Below are 19,056 nucleotides of genomic sequence, written 5' to 3' on the forward strand. Positions count from 1 at the left end.
GCGGCTTTACAACTTTTCACTGCAATTGCTGGACCCGACCTCGCGGCCGCAAATGCTAATCGGCTTGTGGTCTGTTATATCGGCAGTTGTTCTGTTGCCAAAAATGCCCCATCATAAATCCGTCATTTTTCCCGCCTAGGATGGCGGCTATTTATTTCTTTTTATTGGGCTTATGTCGTTAACGCAAAAGTCGGTTTGGGCAATCTTACATTGGTTGGCGATAGCGGCCGTGCTGGTCAGTCTGGGCTCCGGGCTGCGTATCGCCGTGCTGGAATATCCCTGGCTGCTGCGGCTCAATGCCTTGCTGCCACAGGGGGAGATGCATGGGCTGCATCTGATTGCCGGCTGGTCATTGACCTTGCTGCTCGTCACTTATACCGGCTTGTTGCTGCTTGGGCGTCAGGCGGGGCTCATGCCCCATAAAAAGCCCGGCGGTTTTAGCCGTTTTCATTTCAACGTGGGCTGGGCACTGCGGCTTGTTGTGCTGCTTCTGCTCGGCAGCGGCTGGCTTTTGTACATCGAGGCGCCCTGGCTGGCTGCAGGTGCGGCCAAGCTGCTGCATTTCATTTGCGCCCTGTGCGCAGTATTGGTGGTGTTTCTTCATGGCAGCGGCTTTCTGCTGCAATCGGGTCGGCGTCTGTTGAGGCTGCTGTTTCAGCCGCTGCAGCAGGCCAGAATTACCCTGCTCGCGGGCGCCTTGCTGCTGTGTGTGGCCGGGGCGGGGGCCATGGCGCTGCTTGCGCGGGAGACAAACCACAGGCTGCAGGTAGCCACTATCAAAGACGATATCTTTATCGAGATAGATGGCCGCGCCGATGAAGCGGTTTGGTCGCAGGCTAAGCCCTTGACCCTGACCACCCACGGCGGCGCCAATTTCGATGAGGGCGCCACCCCGGTTACCCTGCGGGCGCTGCAAAATGGCAGCGATATGTTTATGCATTTTCGCTGGCAGGACGCCACCGAGAGCCTGGAGCATCTGCCACTGGTGAAAACCGACAACGGCTGGCAGGTGAGGCAGGATGGTTTTCAGGACTTCGATGAGAAGTCATGGTACGAAGACAAGTTTGCGGTAATAGTCTCAAACAGCTGTGAATGGGATGCCGCCGGCACCGCCCATCTGGGACCAAAGCCCCTTGATGATAAGCCCAAACACTGGACCGGCCAGGGCTATCATTACCGCGAGCAAGGGCTGGTGGACCTGTGGCAGTGGAAGGCGGTGCGCACCAATGCCATGAAGCTGATGGACGATAATTACATCTCAACCCCGGCCGAGGCCCGCGCCGGTGACAGGCGTTATACCGCGGGTTATCAGCAGGATGCCAACGAGTCCGGGGCCTATAAGATGAATTGGCGCTGGTACAGCGCGGCGGGCATAGTGCCCAAGCGACTGCCCCTTGCGGCTGAGCAGCTATCGCTCTATCAAGCTTCTGCACAAGAAGGCGCTGGCATAGCACAAGAAGGCGCAGCTGTGGCGCCCGCTACGACGCCCGTTGCGGCAGACATACCCTGGGTGATGCCCTGGTTCGATACTGAGCCCTATCAGCAGGGGAAAGACAATTACCCCGTAGGCACTGTGATGCCGTCTATTCTCTACAGCTCCAATCAGTTCGAGGGCGACCGGGCCCATGTACGTGCCTATGCCCGCTGGCAGGACGGCTATTGGTCGCTGGAAGTGTTTCGCCGTCTGGACACAGGCTCGGATAAAGATGTAGCGCTCAGGGATGGGGTATGTCTGTGGGTGGCGGCATTCGATCGAGCTCAAATTCGCCACACCCGCCATGTCAGACCCATAGCGCTGGAGTTCCAATGAAACGGCCGCGTCGACTGCTGCTGATATTATTGCCGCCGCTGACCTTGGCCACGGCGCTGCTGTTTGGTTATCGCCATGAGCCTTCGGCGCCCGAGGCATCGCGCTTTATTAAGCTCGATAGTCAGGGGGCGCCGCTGGCGCCCTGGCAGGGCCCTTGGAGCTGCGTGTATGACAGCCAAACCCAGCTGGTGTGGGAGAATAAAACCGATGATGAATCTATCCACGATGCGCTGTGGACCTACTCCTGGTACCGGGACGGCGCCGGGGTAAGCAACGGCGGCGATTGTTATTTCGAGAAAGATCGCTGCGATACAGATGATCTGCTGCGCCGCGCCAACCGCGAGGCCATTTGCGGCATCAGCGACTGGCGCCTGCCGACGCTCAAAGAGCTCTCGACCCTGGTGAAGGCCAACCCCAAGACCGGCATGGCCAGCATCCACAATGATTACTTCCTGCACACCAAGCGCGGCGATTACTGGAGCCAGGATCACCGGGTGCCCCTCAGTGGCGTCTATGCCCATCTGGGAGAGGGGGCCCTGGCACTGGACTTTATTACCGGTGAGCCCCGCGCTATTCCCTATCGCAATGCCGCCTTTGTACGCCTGGTATCATCCAGCCAACCCGCCGCTATCTCATCTCAATAACACCTTGATGTGTCAGGTGAAAATTTTTCGCACGCTGCTTTGTAGTTTATTTGTTAAAACCATTCTTCACCGGATTGTCATGTCTATACTCTAGGATGCTTTACCGGGACGCAGTTCCACAACTCAAAAATGCTTTATCGGGACGTCAGTCCCTTACCCTGAGCTCGGCGCAGTGGACGCCCCGCGGCGCCGATATAATAAAAAAACTTCAAGGAGGATGTGATGAGAAACACACTCTTATTGACAGCTTCACTCGTAAGTACCCTGCTGATGGCACCCCAGGCCACGGCTGGCAGTAAATGGGTTCGTCTGGGATGGCTTGGCGATGCCAGCAGCGAAGCCATTGTGAGCTTTACCCCCGATGGCACCAACAACAACCCCTATGTGGCCTGGGGATACAGTACCAACGAAAGCAGTTGGTCGTTCCAGCCGGTGGCGCTGACCACCACCATGGTCTCTATCACCAGCAAGCACGCGCGGCTGGAAAACCTGACCCCGAACTCGGAAGTCTATTTCCGCATTTGTGACGATGCCGGCTGCGGCGAGCGTTTCTGGTTCAAAACAGCCCCCACCGATAACAGCCCCTTTGTGTTTGTGGCTGGTGGCGATACCCGCACCGGCTGGACCAATCGTCAGGATGGTAACCGTCTTATCAGTAAAATCCGGCCGCTGTTTGTGATGCATGGCGGCGACTTTACCGACAGTAACAACAACTCCCAGTGGACCCAGTGGCTGATTGACTGGGAGCTGACTTATTCCAGCGACACCATAGATGGCCTGGCCTACAAGCGCATCTACCCCATGCTGGGCACCCACGGCAACCATGAAGACGGTGACTTTGCCACCATCTGCAACATGTTCGGCATAGATGCCGATGGCAATGGCAGCTGTTCGGCCAACGACACCTACTACGGGGTGGCCGTGTCGCCGCTGCTGCGGGTTTATACCCTTAACTCTCAGTTTATGAGCCAGAGCTCGGCGATGCAGAATGCCCAGAACAACTGGCTGGATGCGGATCTCAGCGGTAACGGCGGCAGCGCCGCCTGGCGGGTGGCCCAGTACCATAAGCCCATGTTTCCTCATTACAGTGGCAAGGCCGATAACCCAACCCTGTTTAACTGGTGGGCGCAGAGATTCTTTGACCATGGCATGAATCTGGTGGTGGAGTCAGACACCCACCTGACCAAGATCACCGAGGTGGTGGCGCCCAGCGGCAGCACCTTTGTGGGCAGCGCCGAAGGCATCAGTGCCGGAACCGTCTATGTGGGTGAGGGCAGTTGGGGCGCACCAGCCCGCTCTGCCAACGACCCCAAGCCCTGGACTGTGGATCTGGCCAGTATTCAGCAGTTTAAAGTGGTAACCGTATCTGCCGGGCAGATGCAGCTGCGTACCGCCCAGTTTGATGGCTCGCCATCGACCCTCACCAAGGCCCAGCGCGACGCCGACAGCACCCTGCTGCCCGCCAATATCAACTGGTGGCTGGCCAATGGTGTGGGTGAGGCCATGTTGCTGGAAACCGATAGCAACGGCCGCACTGTGCTGGCCGGTGGCGACAATGGCGGCGGTGGAAACAGCGTTACTGTGAATCTGACCGCCACCGACGACACCTTTATTTCCAGCACCAATGGCAGCAGCAACTATAACGGCTCCGCCGAGCAGCTGTTGGCCGATGGGGTGGATGCCACTTACGGCGAGATGAAGACCCTGATCAAATGGGATCTGGCATCGATCCCGGGCTGCGCCACCGTGGAAGTGGCCAAGGTACAGCTGAATATCTTCAACCCCTCGGCGGGCAGCTACAACCTCTACAGCGGGGTGAACGGCTGGAGCGAATCGACGGCGACCTGGCTGTCGGTGGGGGGCGCTGCCCAGCAGGGCAGTCAAGTCGGTGGCTTTACCCCGGGCTCCAACGGCAATTACGGTATTCAGCTTAACGCCACTGGTATCGCCGCGGTGCAAGGCTGGCTGCAGGGCAGCAATAACGGCATCATCATCAGCTCTGCGGGTACTTCCGACGGTATCGATATTAACGATCGCGAGTCCGGCAATGGCCCTGTGCTGACGGTGACCTATAACCAGGAACAGTGCGGCAGCAGCAACAATGCGCCGGTGGCGGATTTTGGCTTCAGTGCCAACTATTTGCAGGTGAGCTTCAGCGATGCGTCCAGCGACAGCGACGGTAACCTTGCCAGCTGGGCCTGGAACTTTGGCGATGGTAATGGCGCCACTGTGTCAAATCCGCAGCACAGCTACAGCGCCGCCGGCAGCTACACAGTAACCCTCACTGTGACCGACAACGATGGCGCCAGTACCAGCGTGAGTAAGACACTGACAGTGTCGGCCGCGCCGCCCCAGAGCCAAATCACGGTTACCTTGCCTGTGGCAGGCGACACCTTTATTTCCAGCACTCAGGCCAGCAGCAACTTTAACGGCGCAGCTGCTCAGCTGCTCGCCGACGGTTACGATGCCACCTACGGTGAAATGAAGGCCCTGATGCAGTGGGACTTGAGCGCCATCCCCAGCTGTGCCCGGGTAGAAGCGGCCGAGCTAACGGTGAATGTGTTCGACAAGTCGTCCGGCACCTATGTGGTTTATGCCGGGGTGAATGGCTGGGCTGCCGCCAATGCCAGCTGGAACAGTGTGTCTGGCGCGGCCCATCAGGGCAGCCAGGTGGCAAGCTTCGTCCCGGCAAGCACCGGGCAATATAAGCTGGCATTGAACAGTGCCGGTATTGCCGCGGTTCAGACCTGGCTTGGCAGCAGCGCCAACGCCGGGCTGGTGATTTCATCGGCCGGTTCCCGCAATGGCATTGATATCAACGATCAGGAGTCGGGCAATGGTGCGGCGCTGACCATTACCTACAACCAGGATCAGTGTGCCAATTGAGCTTGTTGAAGCACTAAAAACGGGGCATCTGCCCCGTTTTTTATTTCGCTGCTTTAACGTTTTTAACCATTTAAAATGGTTTCCCATGTCGATTGAGGCGCAAAACATCGGCTGGTGCTCCGCCTTGCGGGCGGTTAACATGCCTGTCAAAGGACAAATGGGGGAGCCTTAATGGACACGAGAGACAATCAGGCCAAACGTGGCTTCAGCGGCGCTCAGGTACTGCTGATTGTATTGGCAGTGATGCTGCTGACCGCAGTGGTGAGCTTTTTTATTATCCGCAGTTATATCTTCCCGAGCCCCTTTACCCCGGTGACCTTAAGCGCCAAAGAGGAAAAGAAGCTCGAAGCCAAGCTGGAAACCCTGGGCTGGGACGTATCCAGCAGCCAGAGCAGCCAGAACAAAAGCAGCGGCAGCCAGAACAAAAGCAATGGCAGCCAAAAGGGCGGCAGCGATGATTTAACCCCCGAGCCATACCGGGAGCTGGATGGCGATCGTCAGGTGACCTTCAGCGAAAAAGAAGTCAACGCCATGATTGGCCGCAGCCCTGATTTTGCCCAGCGTCTCGCCATCGACTTTTCCAGCAATCTGGCCAGCGCCAAGATGCTTATTCCTATCCCTGAAGATTTTCCCATCATGGCCGGTGAAACCCTGAGAGTGAACGCCGGGCTCAATATCCATCTGGATCAGCGCCGCCGCCCTGTGGTGTCGCTGGCGGGGGTTAGCCTGATGGGGGTGCCCATTCCCAACGCCTGGCTTGGTAATATGAAGCAGGTGAATCTGGTGAGCGAGTTTGGCGACAGCGGCTTTTGGAACGCCTTTGCCGATGGGGTGGAGGATATCGAAATCCGCGACGGTGAGCTGTATATCAAGCTCAAACCTTAATGGGTTAATTCAATCAAAGGGCCGCCACAGAGCGGCCCTGTTTTTTGGCTCCCGCTGGAATGTATATTAGCAAATCGTATTTAACCGAATGAAATACATCGCAAAGTTTGATGGAGTTGCCTGTTTGGCTGGGGTAATATGGCGGCCATAGCGTTATAGTGCATCGCATGCGGATAATCGCGCGGTGCAAGCGAGTGAGAATGGATGCTTACACCCTTCATATAGCCACGGCCTTTGCCAGCGCCATGATGACCATCAGCCTGCTGGGGTTATTCATCGCCAGCCCCCGCGAATACAGTCTGCTCGACTGGTCATTTGCCGGTATGTGCTTTTTCACTGGTAACAGCCTCACCGTATTGGTTTTCCACTATCCCCAGCCTTTCTGGGTGGCACCCACTATCATCAACGCCTGCTATTTTGCCGGTCACTGTGCCCTGTTGATGGGCGTTCGTCGCTATTTTGGCCTCAAAACCTATTGGCTGCTGGCACTGGCTCTGGCGGTGTTTGCCGCCAGTTTGCATCTGCTGCCCTGGTTGCAGGAGTCGGTGAACAACCGGCAGATTGTGCTGCTGCCCATGCTGATGGTGCTGAATCTGGCCACGGTCGCCACCCTGTGGCGTCATGCCCCCGGCGAGCTCAGGCTGGCCTGTATGCCCTTGATGCTGCTGGAGCTGGCGTTCTTTTTACAGTTGCTGCTGCGCACCGCGATTTTGCATCTGGATGCCGATTTGAATTTGACCATGACCGGCAGCCAATTTTTCCAGACCTCCGGCACCCTGGCGATTTTTGTGTTGCTGAGCTTGGGCACCATGGCCTGCGCCCTGATGGTGATCCGCCGTCAGGAGCTGGAACTGCGGGAGCTGACTATCAAGGATCCGCTCACCGGCTGGTTCAATCGCCGTGCGTTGAACGATATTGCCGTGCGTGAGTTTGAACGCAGCGCCCGCACCTCATCCGAGCTTGGACTCCTGGTGCTGGATATAGATCATTTCAAAAAAATCAACGACACCCATGGCCACGTTTATGGTGATGCGGCGCTTAAGCATGTGACCCAAACCTGCGAGCGATTGCTGCGGGGTTACGATTACCTGTTCCGTTTTGGCGGCGAGGAGTTTGTGATCCTGCTGCCGGGTAGTGACCATGACTGCACCCGCTCCCTGGCAAGCCGTCTGCGGCAGAAAATCCAGGGCGAGCCTCTGGTTCTGGCCGATACCCAAGTGCTGCTGACGGTCAGCATAGGTGTGGCTCAGCGGCGCGAGCGGGATCACAACTGGCTGCAATTGATGGAACGTGCCGATGCGGCGCTGTACCACGCCAAGCAGAGTGGCCGCGATCGGGTGGCTTTCCACAATGGCATGGAACTCAGCCAGGTATTTTGAGCATCGCCGGGCGGCTGAGTTACCCCCATCAAAGCGTGCGGTGCTTCACAGGTTGATTTGTGCGCCGGGGCGCAGCCTCACATTCGGCGTTTTTGCACCTTTGTGGGTTTTACCCCGAGCCAAGCTGCTGGCACACTGAATAAAATTACCATCAGAGCCGCAGTTATGACCCCAGCAATCAAGCAGGCCGAAAAGGCCGGTATTCCCTTTGACGTGTTTGAATATGAGCACGACAGTCGCGCCGGGTCCTACGGTTTGGAAGCGGCAGACAAGCTTGGGCTGGCGCCCGAGAGTGTGTTTAAAACCCTGCTGGTGGCGCCGGATGAAAAGTCTATGCCAATCGCCGTGGCACTGGTGCCTGTGGCCTGTCAGCTTAACCTTAAGCTCGCTGCCAAGGCATTGGGGCAAAAGAAGCTGGTGATGGCAAGCCCGGCGCTGGCCGAGCGCTCCAGCGGTTATCTGGTGGGGGGCATCAGTCCGCTTGGGCAAAAGAAGGCCTTGCCGACCCTGATAGACAACAGTGCCGAGGCGCAGCCCCGTATTCATGTGAGTGCCGGCCGCCGCGGGCTGGAAATCTGCTTGGCGCCGGCCGCGCTTGCCAGGTTGTGCCGTGGCAGTTTTGTCGCCATCGCCAGCAGCTGAGTGCAAGCCGCCGGCGCCATCAGCCGAGCACAGGCGACTGTGTTTGGGCATCCACAGGCATTGAAGCACAAGGAAGACTCCATGAGATCAACGTTGGCCAAGCTGGCCGCCATTGCAGTGCCTCTGCTGCTGCACAGCAGCCTGGCAAGCGCCGCAAGCCCCAGGGTGAAGAACACAGTCGATCGGGCCGAAAGCCCGGATCGGGTGCGGGAGAATCTGGTGTTGCCGTACCTGTTCAGTACCGAAACCATGGGGCTGAATCTCGGTGTCGGCGGCATGATAAAGGGCTGGCATCAGGATCAGATGACCCTGGGGGCCACCGCCTTTGGCGGCGATGTCAGCCGTGGCGTCTGGGCCGGGGTATTCAACTATCGGATTGAAGGCACCGAGCGCTGGTTCGCCAGTGCTCACGGGCTGTGGGCCTATTATCCGGATCAGCGCGCCTATGCCGGTGGCTCCATAGTGCCTGTGCCTGAGGGCACGCCCATCCCCGGCAGCAACGAGTCGTCAAACAGCCAATACTTCGAGGCCGATGGCAATTCCAACTGGCTGGACATGCGGCTCGAATATGCCTTGCCCATAGGTGCCACGGCAAACAGTGGCATGGTGAATTATCGGCTTAAGCAGGGGCTGCTTATCTCCGAGCCCAGCGGCGGTAAAGAATGGAACCCCATGACCAGCGGTGCCACCGTGGCCATGCTGAGGTATTTCTCGCGTTATCAAAGTTTTGAATTTGAAAAGCGCCAGCTGGATGGCGACTTTGGCGCGGTTGAGCTGGGGCTTTTGTACGACAACACCGACTTCGCGATAAACCCCAGCTACGGCAGTCGTCAGTGGTTGTCCTGGTCGACGGACCTTGGCTTTGTTGACTCAGATTTTGAATGGGACTTCTGGCAATTTTCTGCCAGCAAGTTTTTCTCCTTCGGCGAGTCGGATTACGCCCATCAGCGGGTGCTGGCACTGAATCTGTGGAGTGGCTATTCCCCCAGTTGGGAGCTGGAAACCCTAAATGACGGCGCCCGCATTGTGCGCGGCGGCGCCCCCTACAACGAAGGAGCCACCCTTGGCGGCTTCACCCGGATGCGCGGCTACGACCTGAACCGCTTCCACGATAAGGCCGCCCTGTATGCCAGCGCCGAGTACCGTTACACCCTGAAATACAATCCGCTGGCAGATGTAAACTGGCTGCGGTTCCTGCGGCTGGACTGGTTCCAGCTGGTGGGCTTTGTCGAAGCAGGGCGGGTGGCGCCGGAATATAAGCTGAGCACCCTTACCGACGAGATGAAGTTTGACTATGGGGTGTCGCTCAGGGCCATGACTGCAGGGCTGGTGGTGCGCGCCGATTTGGCCAAGAGCGATGAAGGCACAAACCTGTGGCTGATGGTGGATCATCCGTTCTAGGAAGGGAATACAGTCATTCGCTGCAATTTGGTCATTGGCTGCAAACAGTGCCTTGTATCTATCCACTTAAAGCTCATGCTGAGCAAGCAGGGGACTTACTCGCAGCTTCCCTGATTGCCAATAAAAAGGCCCGCAATCGCGGGCCTATTGCTGTCGGCGCGATGAAGCGCCGGGGTGTTGGGATTATTGCAGATCCAGCTGCACAGTCACGCCACTGGTGCCAGCGTCGCCCTGAACCATAAAGTAGTACCAGCCGCTGCCTGGGTTGCTGACACTGATGGATTCAGTGTTGCTGCCGCTGGTGGCGGAGATGGCCTGATAGTTGGACTCGGTTGGCCAGTAACCGCTGGCGCCGTACAGGCTGACATCACCGCTGCCGTGGGCTGAGTGCAGCGTCAGCTTGCTGGTGCCTTCGGGAACCCACACGTAGTAGTCGTTGCGGCCCTGATCGGCACACACGGCTTCACCCGGGGTGAGGGTGGTGTAGCTTACCGGGCTTTGGCTGGCACAGGCGTTGGTCAGGCTGCCTGGGGGGTTGCCACCGTTGTCGCCGCCATTATCGCCACCTGTGTCACCGCCGCTGCCAAGGGCAAGACGCAGGGTCACGCCGCTGTATTCGCTGTCGGTATTGACCGACAGATAACGCCAGCCGCGGTTAACAGTGACACTGATGCGCTCGTTGTTGCCACTGCCTTCGCTGCGGGCCTGAGCGTTACCGGCATCCGGCCAGCTGTCGGCATGGAAGTAGAGGTTGGCGTTGCCGCTGCCACCGGCGGTGCTGATGGTCACTTCGGTGTTGTCTTCTTCTACCCAGAAGTAGAAGCTGCTGCGACCACCGGCGATGCACTCATCCACGCCGAACTCGAGCTTGCCGTAGTCCCTGGTGGCTGCGCCGCAGTCGGCTGGTGGGGTACCGCCGCCATTGTCGCCACCGCCATTGTCACCGCCACCATTGTCGCCACCGCCCTGGGCAGGGTCGGGATCGGCCACCACTTCGGTGGTCGACAGCAGCAGATCCACGCCGCCAAAGTCGCCATCCAGGGTCAGGTAGTGCCAGTATTCGTTGGGGTTCAGGCGAACCTTAATCACTTCATGGTTGCCGTTGCCGATACCATAGCCTTCGTTGTTTTCGCCGCTGGCCCAGCTGCCGGAGTTGAAGTAAATATCGGCATCGCCCCAGCCGCCGCCGATCTTGATCCAGATCTCGGCATCGCTGTGATCCACGTTGGCAAAGGCGAAGCTGGCACGGCCGTTCTGGGCGTCGATACATTCCATCGGCTGATCGATTTTGAGCTCAGCGTCCTTGGTGTAGCGGTAAGCTTCGTTGGTTACCTCACACGGGCTGTAGTCGGTGCTGATGCTGCTGCCCGGACCCGACCAGTTACCTGTGGTGCCACTGGCTTCGGCGGCGGTGTCATCCGGGCCCTTGTCGACTATGCCATCGTTGGCGGTGGACAGGCCACTGGTGAGCCAGCCGTACCACTCGTTGTCGTAACGGGTGCCGATGTTGTCCATAAAGGCTTGATATTCGGTGTACTTGTCGTTGCGCAGGTAGTTAAGAATGGTGCGCACATCGTCGCGGTGGTTCTCAAACATAAAGCGCACCGCCAGATAACCCCAGCGGTAGATGCGGTCCTGACCCGACTCGTAGTTGTTTTTGAAGATGGTGGACAGCGCATAGGCCTTGGTTTCGCCCATCTCGATGGCACGCAGGTTGGCATCGCGGTAGCTGATGTACTCCGCCAGACCTTCAACCCACCATACGGTGTTGGCCGACATACCACGGGCAAAGTCGCCGTGCAGGTTAAAGCGGCCGTCGAGGTAGTGCACGTATTCGTGTTGCAGGTTCCAGACGTGGAAGTCGGGGCGGCGCCACTCGGCTTCATAGGCGATAAAGCGCGCCTGATTTTTCAGCCCGGCAGGGGAGCCTTCCAGATACATGCCGCCGTTATTGGTGTCGATACCAAAGAAGGTGCCGGCGTAGGAGCCATAGTCTTCAGAGCTGTTGAAAATCACCAGTTCCAGATCGTCGTTGTTATCGTTGACCACTGGCTGGCGGCCGGTTTCCAGCATCTGGTGGAAGTAGCTTTCCTGACCTGTCAGCACGGTACAGGCCCAGTTGGCCTGATCCACATACAGCTGCTGGGCACGCATTTTCAGGGTGTCGGAACACTTGTGGTTAAAGCTTAAGGTTTCGGCTTCCAGTGTGGCCTTGAAACCACAAATGCCGTAGTCGTTACAGTTGGCGCGATCGTAATAATCGGCCATTTCGGCGGCGGCCATCCAAATGGTTTTGCTGGCGTCATTCTTGTTGCTGGAGCTGAGCACGGCTTTTACCAGGGTGCGTACCCGTGACTCCATTTGGGGGATGTAGTAAAGACGCGACATTTCACGCACCGCGTTCACCAGCACGTATTCGGCATTGGTGCCAAGCAGGTTGCGATTGCGGCTCTGGAAGCCATTGAGGGCATCGAGGATGCTCTGGTCGCTGGCAAACAGGGTCTTCATTGGTTCGTCCCACTGGGCGCGGAACAGGGTAGTGAAGACGGCGTTGGCGGCGGCGTTCATGCCAAAGCTTGCCTGCCAGTTGGCGTTGTATTCGTTGAGCACCTTGATGGTGACCCAATTGAAGTGCGCCCCGAGTCCGGCCGAATCCACCAGGATCAGCGCTTCTTTGAGCACCCCGGCGTTGCTGTCGGCGGCAATCCAGGCATTGCTGTTGTTAAACAGGGTGGTCAGGCCGGTTTTGACATCATTGCCAAAGGCGCTGGAGTAAGCGGGCACTAACTCAGGGTTGTACCACTGCACGTAAAGACCGGCGCGCAGGAAGTAAATCAGTGATTCGATACCGCTGCTGTCTGTACCTGTGTAGCTGGCGGCGCGGCTGTTCACCCCTTGCATGACTGCACGCATGTTGCTTTCGGCAAACAGCGCAGTGGCATCGCTGCCTTTGAGGTTATACAGGCTGCTGACACAATCCGGCGCTGAGGCGGCCAGCTTGCTGACCAGGGCCGAGCCGGACAGGCCGATGAAGTTTTCACATTCGGCGGCAGCCATGGGGCCAGGCAGTCCGGGCATGCCCATTGGACCTTGTTTGCTGAGGGCTTTTTGCACCTCGGCTTGGTGCAGCTGGGTCAGGCCTGTGTGGCTTGCCAGGGCGACCGGGGCGGCGAACAGCCCCAGGGCAACGACCAGGGTATTGAGTTTCATAATGACTCCAAGTAGTGAAATGTCTGCAGGGCAGATGCTTGTTATTGCCGGCGGTAAGGCACACCGGTCAGTTGTTAATCAGGTGTAACAATATAGTCACATAAATAAAATATACAATATATAAACTGTAGGGTTTTTATGCTTTCGAAAGGCGAAAGGGAGGTGATTTTTCAATAACAGAAACTAAAACAACAGGATAAAAACACTCCGTATGTGTAAATTTTATACTGTATGCCATTCATGTAAGCGCTCACCAAAAGGTTTCAGTCTTTCGTCCTTTCACTAAGCTGCTATGCTGGGAACAACTTTTGCTGGCTACTGGACCCTGCCCGATGACATCTGTTTATACCCATGTTGATTTTGCATCTCCCGGTGCGCCGGAGGTGATGACACTGGTGCAAAGCCCCATGCCTGAACCCGCCGAGGGTGAAGTGCTGATCCGGGTGCGGGCAGCGGGGGTGAACGGTCCGGATCTGGCGCAAAGGCGCGGGGCTTATCCACCGCCGCCGGGGGCGTCGCCTGTGCTTGGATTGGAAGTGGCCGGCGAGATAGCTGCCCTCGGGAAGGACGTCAGCCGCTGGCAGCTTGGTGACAAGGTGTGTGCCCTGGTGCCGGGCGGCGGCTATGGTGAGTATGTGCTTACCCCTGCGCTGCACTGCTTGCCGTTGCCGCAGGGGATGTCTATGGCACAGGCGGCGGCGCTGCCGGAAACCTTCTTTACCGTGTGGGGCAATCTGTTTATGCGGGCGGGGCTTAAATCGGGCGAGACGCTGCTTATCCAGGGTGGCAGTGGTGGCATAGGCTCCACCGCCATCGTCCTTGCCAAAGCGCTGGGAAGCCGGGTACTGGTGACCTCCGGCAGTGAACACAAGCGTGCCTATTGCCTGAGCCTTGGCGCTGACGACGCCTTTGATTATCGAGACGAGGCGCTGGTGGACAAGGTGCTGGCCGCCACCGATGGTCGCGGCGTGGACGTGGTTCTGGATATGGCGGGTGGCGCCATGATCAATACCAATTTGAAGCTGCTGGCCATGGATGGACGCATGGTGTCTGTGGCGATGCAGTCAGGCCCCCGGGCCGAGGTGGATATTTTCCGGCTGATGATGAAGCGCATCAGCTGGACCGGCTCGACCCTACGACCCCAGAGCATTGCCGCCAAGGCTGAGATTGCCCGGCAGCTCGAACAGCTGGTGTGGCCGCTGCTGGAAAAGGGGGAGTGCCGGGTGCCACTTTTTGGTGAATATCCGTTATCGGAGGTGGTGAAAGTGCACGCGCTGATGGAGGCTGGAAGCCACAACGGAAAATTGGTACTTGTGCCTTGATATGGTGTTTTTTTTCGACTAAAGTCGGGATTGAACGGAAAAATGAAATAAAGAGGTGAAAATTAAACGCAATATCTCAAAAAATTCGCTAATTTTGGCATTGATTCTCGGAAAGATTCTGTAAGAATACCCAACTTGAAACGTCCGAACTATTCGTACGATTTATCGCAGGGGTGGAGCGCTTCCCCGGCGAGTTTAAAAGACCGAAAACTCTTAGTGTATGTGTTGATTAAAAGGTATTGGCATATATGTATAACACGGCGAAGAAACAGGTTTGGTGGGGTGAGTTAAAGACGTCCCGTGGAACCGCCATCGTCATCCACGACAACCAGTTGCCCGAAGCCTCGGCTGGACGTATCTATCTCTATAACACTGAACGTAAAGCCATCGTTGAGTACGTAGAGGACATAGTGAAGCCCAACCTGCACGAGCTGGATGACGCAGCCCTCAAGGCCGCAGAAGGCAAATTTGGCAGCGAGTGGAAAGCGGCGCGTTCGGACTTTTTGGACAAGCAGCAGTCACGGATCAATCTGAATAATATGAAGGACACTCCAGCCCCGGCCCGTAAAGCCAAGGCCGAAGCTGAGCCTGAATATGAAGATTTGAGCGGCGGTGGCAGCAGCAGCGACGATTTCAGCGACGACTGGTCAGACGATTTCGACGATTAACACCGCCTTGCGGTAGCGCAGTCGGCCCATTCGGGCCGACGCGGACTTATTGCCTTCCCCCGGCTCTTTCAGAGCCTGTCTTTTATTCCGCAATATCAAACTGATAACGGCTGATGTGATGATAAATCTCACCCGGCTGCAGCCAGCCTTTGCCCAACATTGGCTGATTGGGCGAATCCGGGATCAGTTGCGGCTCCAGACACACCCCCTGATAGCGACCATAGATTTTGCCGCCACGGCCGGTTTCGCCGCCGAGGAAGTTGGCGCCATACAGCTGGATGCCCGGCTGGTTGGTATAAAGCTGTAACTGGCGCCCAGACAATGGCGATGCCAGGGTTGCGGCAAGCGTCAGCTCGCTGTTATTGCCAAGCAGATAACAATGGTCAAACCCCTGGGTGGCTGCCAGCGCGCTGTGGCTGCGACGACTGCCAAGGTTATCCAATTGACGCAGATCCAGCGCCGTGCCTTCGACCGGGTAGACGCCGGTGGGGATGCCGGTTGGGTCCATTTCCAGATAGCTGTTGGCATGCATGGCAACCCTGTGGCTGGCGCAGTCGGCCTGGCCATCGAGATTGAAATAGCTGTGCTGAGTCAGGCTCACCGGGCAGGCCTTGTCGGTGGCGGCCATGATTTCCACAAACAGGTTGTTACCCACCAGGCGGTAATCGAGTTGTACCGAGCAATTGCCGGGAAAACCCATGTCACCATCTGGGCTCTTAAGGCTCAGGCGCACCCCATCGGGTAGCAGACCAAGATCCCAGTTCTTGCGGTTGAAGCCTTCGTGACCGCCATGCAGGCAGTTGCCTGCTTGGTTTACATCTAGCTGGATTTGCTGGCCCTGATAGTCGAGTTTGCCCTTGGCGATGCGGTTGGCAAAACGCCCGGCGATAGCGCCCAAATGGGCCTGCTGGATGAGGTAGTCTTCGGCGCTGTCGCAGCCCAGTACTATGTTGGCGCGTTCGCCATGGCGATCGGGGGTCCACAGAGAGCGGATAATGCCGCCCAGGCTCAGTACCTCAATGGCCAGTTGGCCATTGTCCAGCCGTACCCGCTCAATCTCGCCGCCCCTGGGATCCTGCCAGGGGTCGAGTACCGTATGACGCACCATGAATTGCCTTCCTTATTCATTTAATTTCAACGCACTATAAACGAAAGTCCGGGAGGGCAACAGCGACTGCATTCGTATGCTTTGACGGCACAAACGGCAACACAGATGCCGCACAGGCGTGCGGCCATGGCGGGGATGTATTTGCCTAGTTGTCGATGCGCCCGGCGCCACCGCTGGCGGCGCACATGTAGAGCATGGGTTCCAGCCCGGTCAATTTGGGGTATTCGGATTCCACGGCCTGAATAACGGCATCGGTCAGGTCGTGTTCCACCAGTGCCACCACGCTGCAGGCGTCGGTCATGCGCACGCCGCCGCGAGAACCTACGGCCTTGGCAATCACCTGCACCAGGGTTTCAATTTCGGGCACCATCAGCTCAAAATCGTCCCGCAGTGAAGCATGGGACTGCGCCATCAGCTCCGACAGACGCGCCACATCGCCCCGTTTCAGGGCGCGACCAGCGCTTTGGGTGCGGGCGTTTTCACTGATCACATGGCGTACCCGCTTGTGCAGGGTGGCGTCGAGGGAGCCTTGGGCGGCGTCCAGATCATGGGGTTCAAGATCCCGAAGGGAATCCAGTCCGAAATAGTCGGCGGCAGCACGGCACTCTTCGGCGCGTTGGCGGTAGGTATCGTCCAGCAGTTTGGGATCCAGTGGCGAGTGCACAATCATCAGGCTCAGATCGTCCGGGATCAGCACGGCTTCAACATCCAGATCCAGACAGTCAATCAAGAGCGCTGAGTCGGGTTCGCCAAGGGCGCTGGTCATATGATCCATGATGCCGCAGGCATACCCCTGGAATCGGCTTTCACCGCGCTGTGCCAGCTGGGCGATGGCCATGGGGAGAGGTGCAGTTGGCTGGTGTCGTTAATTGCGGTGCCAAAGGCAATCTCAAGGGCGCCGGAAGAGGAGAGCCCTGCGCCCATGGGCACAGAACTGACCACGGCCAAATCCAGCCCCTTGGGCTTAAGACCTGCGTGGCCCAGCGCCTGGGTAAAGCTCTTAAGGTAGTTAACCCAGTCGCCACCGGCGGTCACTTCGCCTTCTTCGCCAAAGCTCCATTCGCCAAGCTCGCCGGCAAAGGCTTCGGTGATCACCCTGAATTTGTGGTCATCACGGCGCTTTACCGCGATAACTGTATGAAAATTAATGGCAGCCGGCAGCACAAAGCCGTCGTTGTAGTCGGTGTGTTCACCGATAAGATTGACCCGGCCCGGTGCCTGATAGCAGGCATCGGCCTTGGTTCCGAAGGTTTGGACAAACAGCTTGGTGGCGCGCTGCGCAGGGTTCGACATGCTCACTGATCCCACTGATAACCGGACGCCCCTCTGACGGCGGGGGCTTTTCTCCGTTATATCATGTCTGAAGGAGGTGGCAAACTGAGATTTTTGCGTGACGCGAACAAAGAAAACGCCGCGATTTTGCGGCGTTTTTATCAGGCGTTGGCCTCGGCGGTTTTTGCAGAGGAAGGCATGAGTTCATTGGCCACATGATCCACAAAACCGGCACCCGCCGCTTCATACAGATTGTAGACACTGTGGACGCCACACTCCCTGAGGGATTCGGTATGTTCCGCATACTGAACAATGGCGCTGATCTTGCCCTGATAATCCTGTTTCTTGAGCTGCTCAACCGCAAACAGATTACCTGTGTGGTGCGGCATTGCCAGCAATACCAGTTCCAGATTGGGGGCGCGGTCGAGCTTTTCCCAGAAGTCGGTATCCGAGGCATCGCCCTGCACTACGTTGCGTCCTTCAGAGCGGTGAAACTCCACCAGTTCCTGCTTGTGCTCGATGCCGAGGATTTCGCCGTCAAAGCGCGCGGCCAGTTCATCGTAGGCACCGGAGCCGATACGGCCCATACCCAAAATCAAAAAGCGTGGGTTGCCAATGGGAATGGGTCTGTCCTCGGGGTGCAGTGGTGGGCGCTCCATGCGCTTCAGTGGCTGCTGGTACTTCTGGTAAATCTTGCCCACGAGGTTGTTCAGCGGCGCCGCAATCAGGAAGCTTAAGCTGAGCGCCACCGCGATAATGATAAGCCACTGGGACGGCAGCCAGCCTTTGGAGGCGGCAACGGCAGCCACAATCAGACCGAATTCACTGTAGTTACCCAGGTTGAACGAGGCCAGCATCGAGGTGCGCGAGCGCAGTTTGAAGCGGGTCAGCAGCATTACAAACAGGGCAATCTTAAAGGGCAGCAGTGCCACCAAAAGCCCTGCCAGCGCCACGTCTTCCAGGGTCGGCAAGCCGTTGAGACCTATGGTGAGGAAGAAGGCCACCAGGAAGAGCTCTTTGAAGTAAAACAGCGATTTGGCAAGCTCTGATGCCTTGGGGTGTCCCGCCAGCAGCACACCGACAATCAGGGCGCCGAGGTCGGGCTTAAGGCCCACGGCCTCAAACAGCCAGGCACCCATCACCAGCGCCATTACCAGGCCAAACAGCACCAGCAGCTCGCCGTGGCCAACCCGGTCGAAAGCGCGGTAAATCAGTGGTCGCGCCAGTGGCAGCAGCAAGAGTGACAGCGCCCAGATGGACGGTACTTCGCCCTTGGAGGCAGTGAGGAAGGCTACGGCGAAGATGTCCTGCATAATCAGGATACCAATGGCGACCCGGCCGTAGAGGGTCTGCATATCGCCCTTGTCTTCGAGCACCTTGACCGCAAACACCGTGGAGGAGAAGCCGAGCGCAAAGGCCAGCAGGGTCAGCTGGTTAAAGCTTAAGTCGGTGAGCTGACTGAGCCCCAGAACACCCAGCAGTTTGAGCACAGGCACCAAAAACAGCATGGTGCCCAGCAGATGCAAACTGGCCCCGGCCCAGACTTCAGCCTTGAACAGGCTGCGTAAATCGAGTTTCAGACCAATGGCAAACAGCAGCAGGGTCACACCCAAATCGGCAAATTGCTGCAGCAGCGGCAGGCTCGACTCTTCGATGCCAAACATATAGAGCACAAATCCGGCGACCAGATATCCGATGAGGGGCGGCAGACCGACGCGGTTGACCAGAAGGCCGCAGGCGAGGGTGATGACGAGGATGGCCGGTTCCATGATGCTCCTTTATGGCGTTGGCTGACTTGGATGGTGCAAATCATTTAGTTTACAGCAGAA

At 57.6% G+C, this 19,056-nt stretch carries 12 protein-coding genes and 1 pseudogene; 9 read left to right on the plus strand and 4 right to left on the minus strand.

Features of this window, described 5'->3' with window-relative positions:
• Positions 1–229 precede the first annotated feature (229 nt).
• From STH12_RS00305 to STH12_RS00335, 7 genes are all read left to right on the plus strand, one after another.
• Positions 230–1,810: an ethylbenzene dehydrogenase-related protein gene (locus tag STH12_RS00305; protein ID WP_164551112.1), complete on the plus strand. Its 1,581-nt coding sequence runs from the start codon at positions 230–232 to the stop codon at positions 1,808–1,810.
• Entirely contained in the window at positions 1,807–2,454 is a 648-nt protein-coding gene (locus STH12_RS00310; RefSeq protein WP_164551113.1) for an Lcl C-terminal domain-containing protein, read from the plus strand. The genes STH12_RS00305 and STH12_RS00310 overlap by 4 nt, the downstream gene beginning before the upstream one ends.
• Positions 2,455–2,676: 222 nt before the next feature.
• A complete protein-coding gene (locus STH12_RS00315) occupies positions 2,677–5,340 on the plus strand; it encodes a DNRLRE domain-containing protein (RefSeq protein ID WP_126165709.1) in 2,664 nt (887 codons plus the stop codon).
• Between the two features lie 171 nt (positions 5,341–5,511).
• Positions 5,512–6,225: an arginine N-succinyltransferase gene (locus STH12_RS00320; protein WP_126165710.1), complete on the plus strand. Its 714-nt coding sequence runs from the start codon at positions 5,512–5,514 to the stop codon at positions 6,223–6,225.
• A 200-nt stretch (positions 6,226–6,425) separates the two neighbouring features.
• Positions 6,426–7,604, plus strand: a complete 1,179-nt coding sequence (locus tag STH12_RS00325) for a GGDEF domain-containing protein (protein ID WP_164551114.1) — start codon at positions 6,426–6,428, stop codon at positions 7,602–7,604.
• Positions 7,605–7,769: 165 nt separating this feature from the next.
• Positions 7,770–8,246 (plus strand): Cys-tRNA(Pro) deacylase, encoded by a 477-nt coding sequence (ybaK, locus tag STH12_RS00330; protein ID WP_126165712.1) that lies wholly within the window; start codon positions 7,770–7,772, stop codon positions 8,244–8,246.
• Between the two features lie 81 nt (positions 8,247–8,327).
• The gene (locus STH12_RS00335) at positions 8,328–9,647 is read left to right on the plus strand and encodes a BamA/TamA family outer membrane protein (protein ID WP_126165713.1); all 1,320 of its coding nucleotides are present in this window, start codon (positions 8,328–8,330) and stop codon (positions 9,645–9,647) included.
• 183 nt (positions 9,648–9,830) lie between these two features.
• Here the strand turns inward: STH12_RS00335 and STH12_RS00340 are convergent, their stop codons facing one another.
• Positions 9,831–12,857: a M9 family metallopeptidase gene (locus tag STH12_RS00340; protein ID WP_126165714.1), complete on the minus strand. Its 3,027-nt coding sequence runs from the start codon at positions 12,855–12,857 to the stop codon at positions 9,831–9,833.
• Positions 12,858–13,189: 332 nt separating this feature from the next.
• Here STH12_RS00340 and STH12_RS00345 point away from each other — a divergent pair, with 332 nt between their 5' ends.
• Complete coding sequence (locus STH12_RS00345) at positions 13,190–14,179, plus strand: NAD(P)H-quinone oxidoreductase (RefSeq protein ID WP_126165715.1); 990 nt, start codon at positions 13,190–13,192, stop codon at positions 14,177–14,179.
• A 248-nt stretch (positions 14,180–14,427) separates the two neighbouring features.
• On the plus strand, positions 14,428–14,847 hold the full coding sequence (locus tag STH12_RS00350) for a hypothetical protein (RefSeq protein ID WP_126165716.1): 420 nt from the start codon (positions 14,428–14,430) through the stop codon (positions 14,845–14,847).
• A gap of 82 nt (positions 14,848–14,929) precedes the next feature.
• Here the strand turns inward: STH12_RS00350 and STH12_RS00355 are convergent, their stop codons facing one another.
• The 3 genes and pseudogenes from STH12_RS00355 to STH12_RS00365 all read right to left on the minus strand — a co-directional run bounded on the left by STH12_RS00355 (position 14,930) and on the right by STH12_RS00365 (position 18,996).
• On the minus strand, positions 14,930–15,955 hold the full coding sequence (locus STH12_RS00355) for an aldose epimerase family protein (RefSeq protein WP_126165717.1): 1,026 nt from the start codon (positions 15,953–15,955) through the stop codon (positions 14,930–14,932).
• 145 nt (positions 15,956–16,100) lie between these two features.
• Positions 16,101–17,248 (minus strand): annotated as a pseudogene (gene galK / locus STH12_RS00360) (galactokinase).
• A gap of 140 nt (positions 17,249–17,388) precedes the next feature.
• A complete protein-coding gene (locus tag STH12_RS00365) occupies positions 17,389–18,996 on the minus strand; it encodes a cation:proton antiporter family protein (RefSeq protein WP_126165718.1) in 1,608 nt (535 codons plus the stop codon).
• Between the last annotated feature and the right edge of the window lie 60 nt (positions 18,997–19,056).

It is taken from the genome of Shewanella khirikhana, from assembly GCF_003957745.1.
GTDB lineage: Bacteria > Pseudomonadota > Gammaproteobacteria > Enterobacterales > Shewanellaceae > Shewanella > Shewanella khirikhana.

Excerpts from the sequence above, each read along its gene's own strand:
- STH12_RS00340 (WP_126165714.1), bottom strand. The coding sequence starts at position 12,857 with ATGAAACTCAATACCCTGGTCGTTGCCCTGGGGCTGTTCGCCGCCCCG.
- STH12_RS00365 (WP_126165718.1), bottom strand. The coding sequence starts at position 18,996 with ATGGAACCGGCCATCCTCGTCATCACCCTCGCCTGCGGCCTTCTGGTC.
- STH12_RS00345 (WP_126165715.1), top strand. The coding sequence starts at position 13,190 with ATGACATCTGTTTATACCCATGTTGATTTTGCATCTCCCGGTGCGCCG.
- STH12_RS00350 (WP_126165716.1), top strand. The coding sequence starts at position 14,428 with ATGTATAACACGGCGAAGAAACAGGTTTGGTGGGGTGAGTTAAAGACG.
- STH12_RS00320 (WP_126165710.1), top strand. The coding sequence starts at position 5,512 with ATGGACACGAGAGACAATCAGGCCAAACGTGGCTTCAGCGGCGCTCAG.
- STH12_RS00315 (WP_126165709.1), top strand. The coding sequence starts at position 2,677 with ATGAGAAACACACTCTTATTGACAGCTTCACTCGTAAGTACCCTGCTG.
- ybaK (WP_126165712.1), top strand. The coding sequence starts at position 7,770 with ATGACCCCAGCAATCAAGCAGGCCGAAAAGGCCGGTATTCCCTTTGAC.
- STH12_RS00325 (WP_164551114.1), top strand. The coding sequence starts at position 6,426 with ATGGATGCTTACACCCTTCATATAGCCACGGCCTTTGCCAGCGCCATG.
- STH12_RS00355 (WP_126165717.1), bottom strand. The coding sequence starts at position 15,955 with ATGGTGCGTCATACGGTACTCGACCCCTGGCAGGATCCCAGGGGCGGC.
- STH12_RS00335 (WP_126165713.1), top strand. The coding sequence starts at position 8,328 with ATGAGATCAACGTTGGCCAAGCTGGCCGCCATTGCAGTGCCTCTGCTG.
- STH12_RS00310 (WP_164551113.1), top strand. The coding sequence starts at position 1,807 with ATGAAACGGCCGCGTCGACTGCTGCTGATATTATTGCCGCCGCTGACC.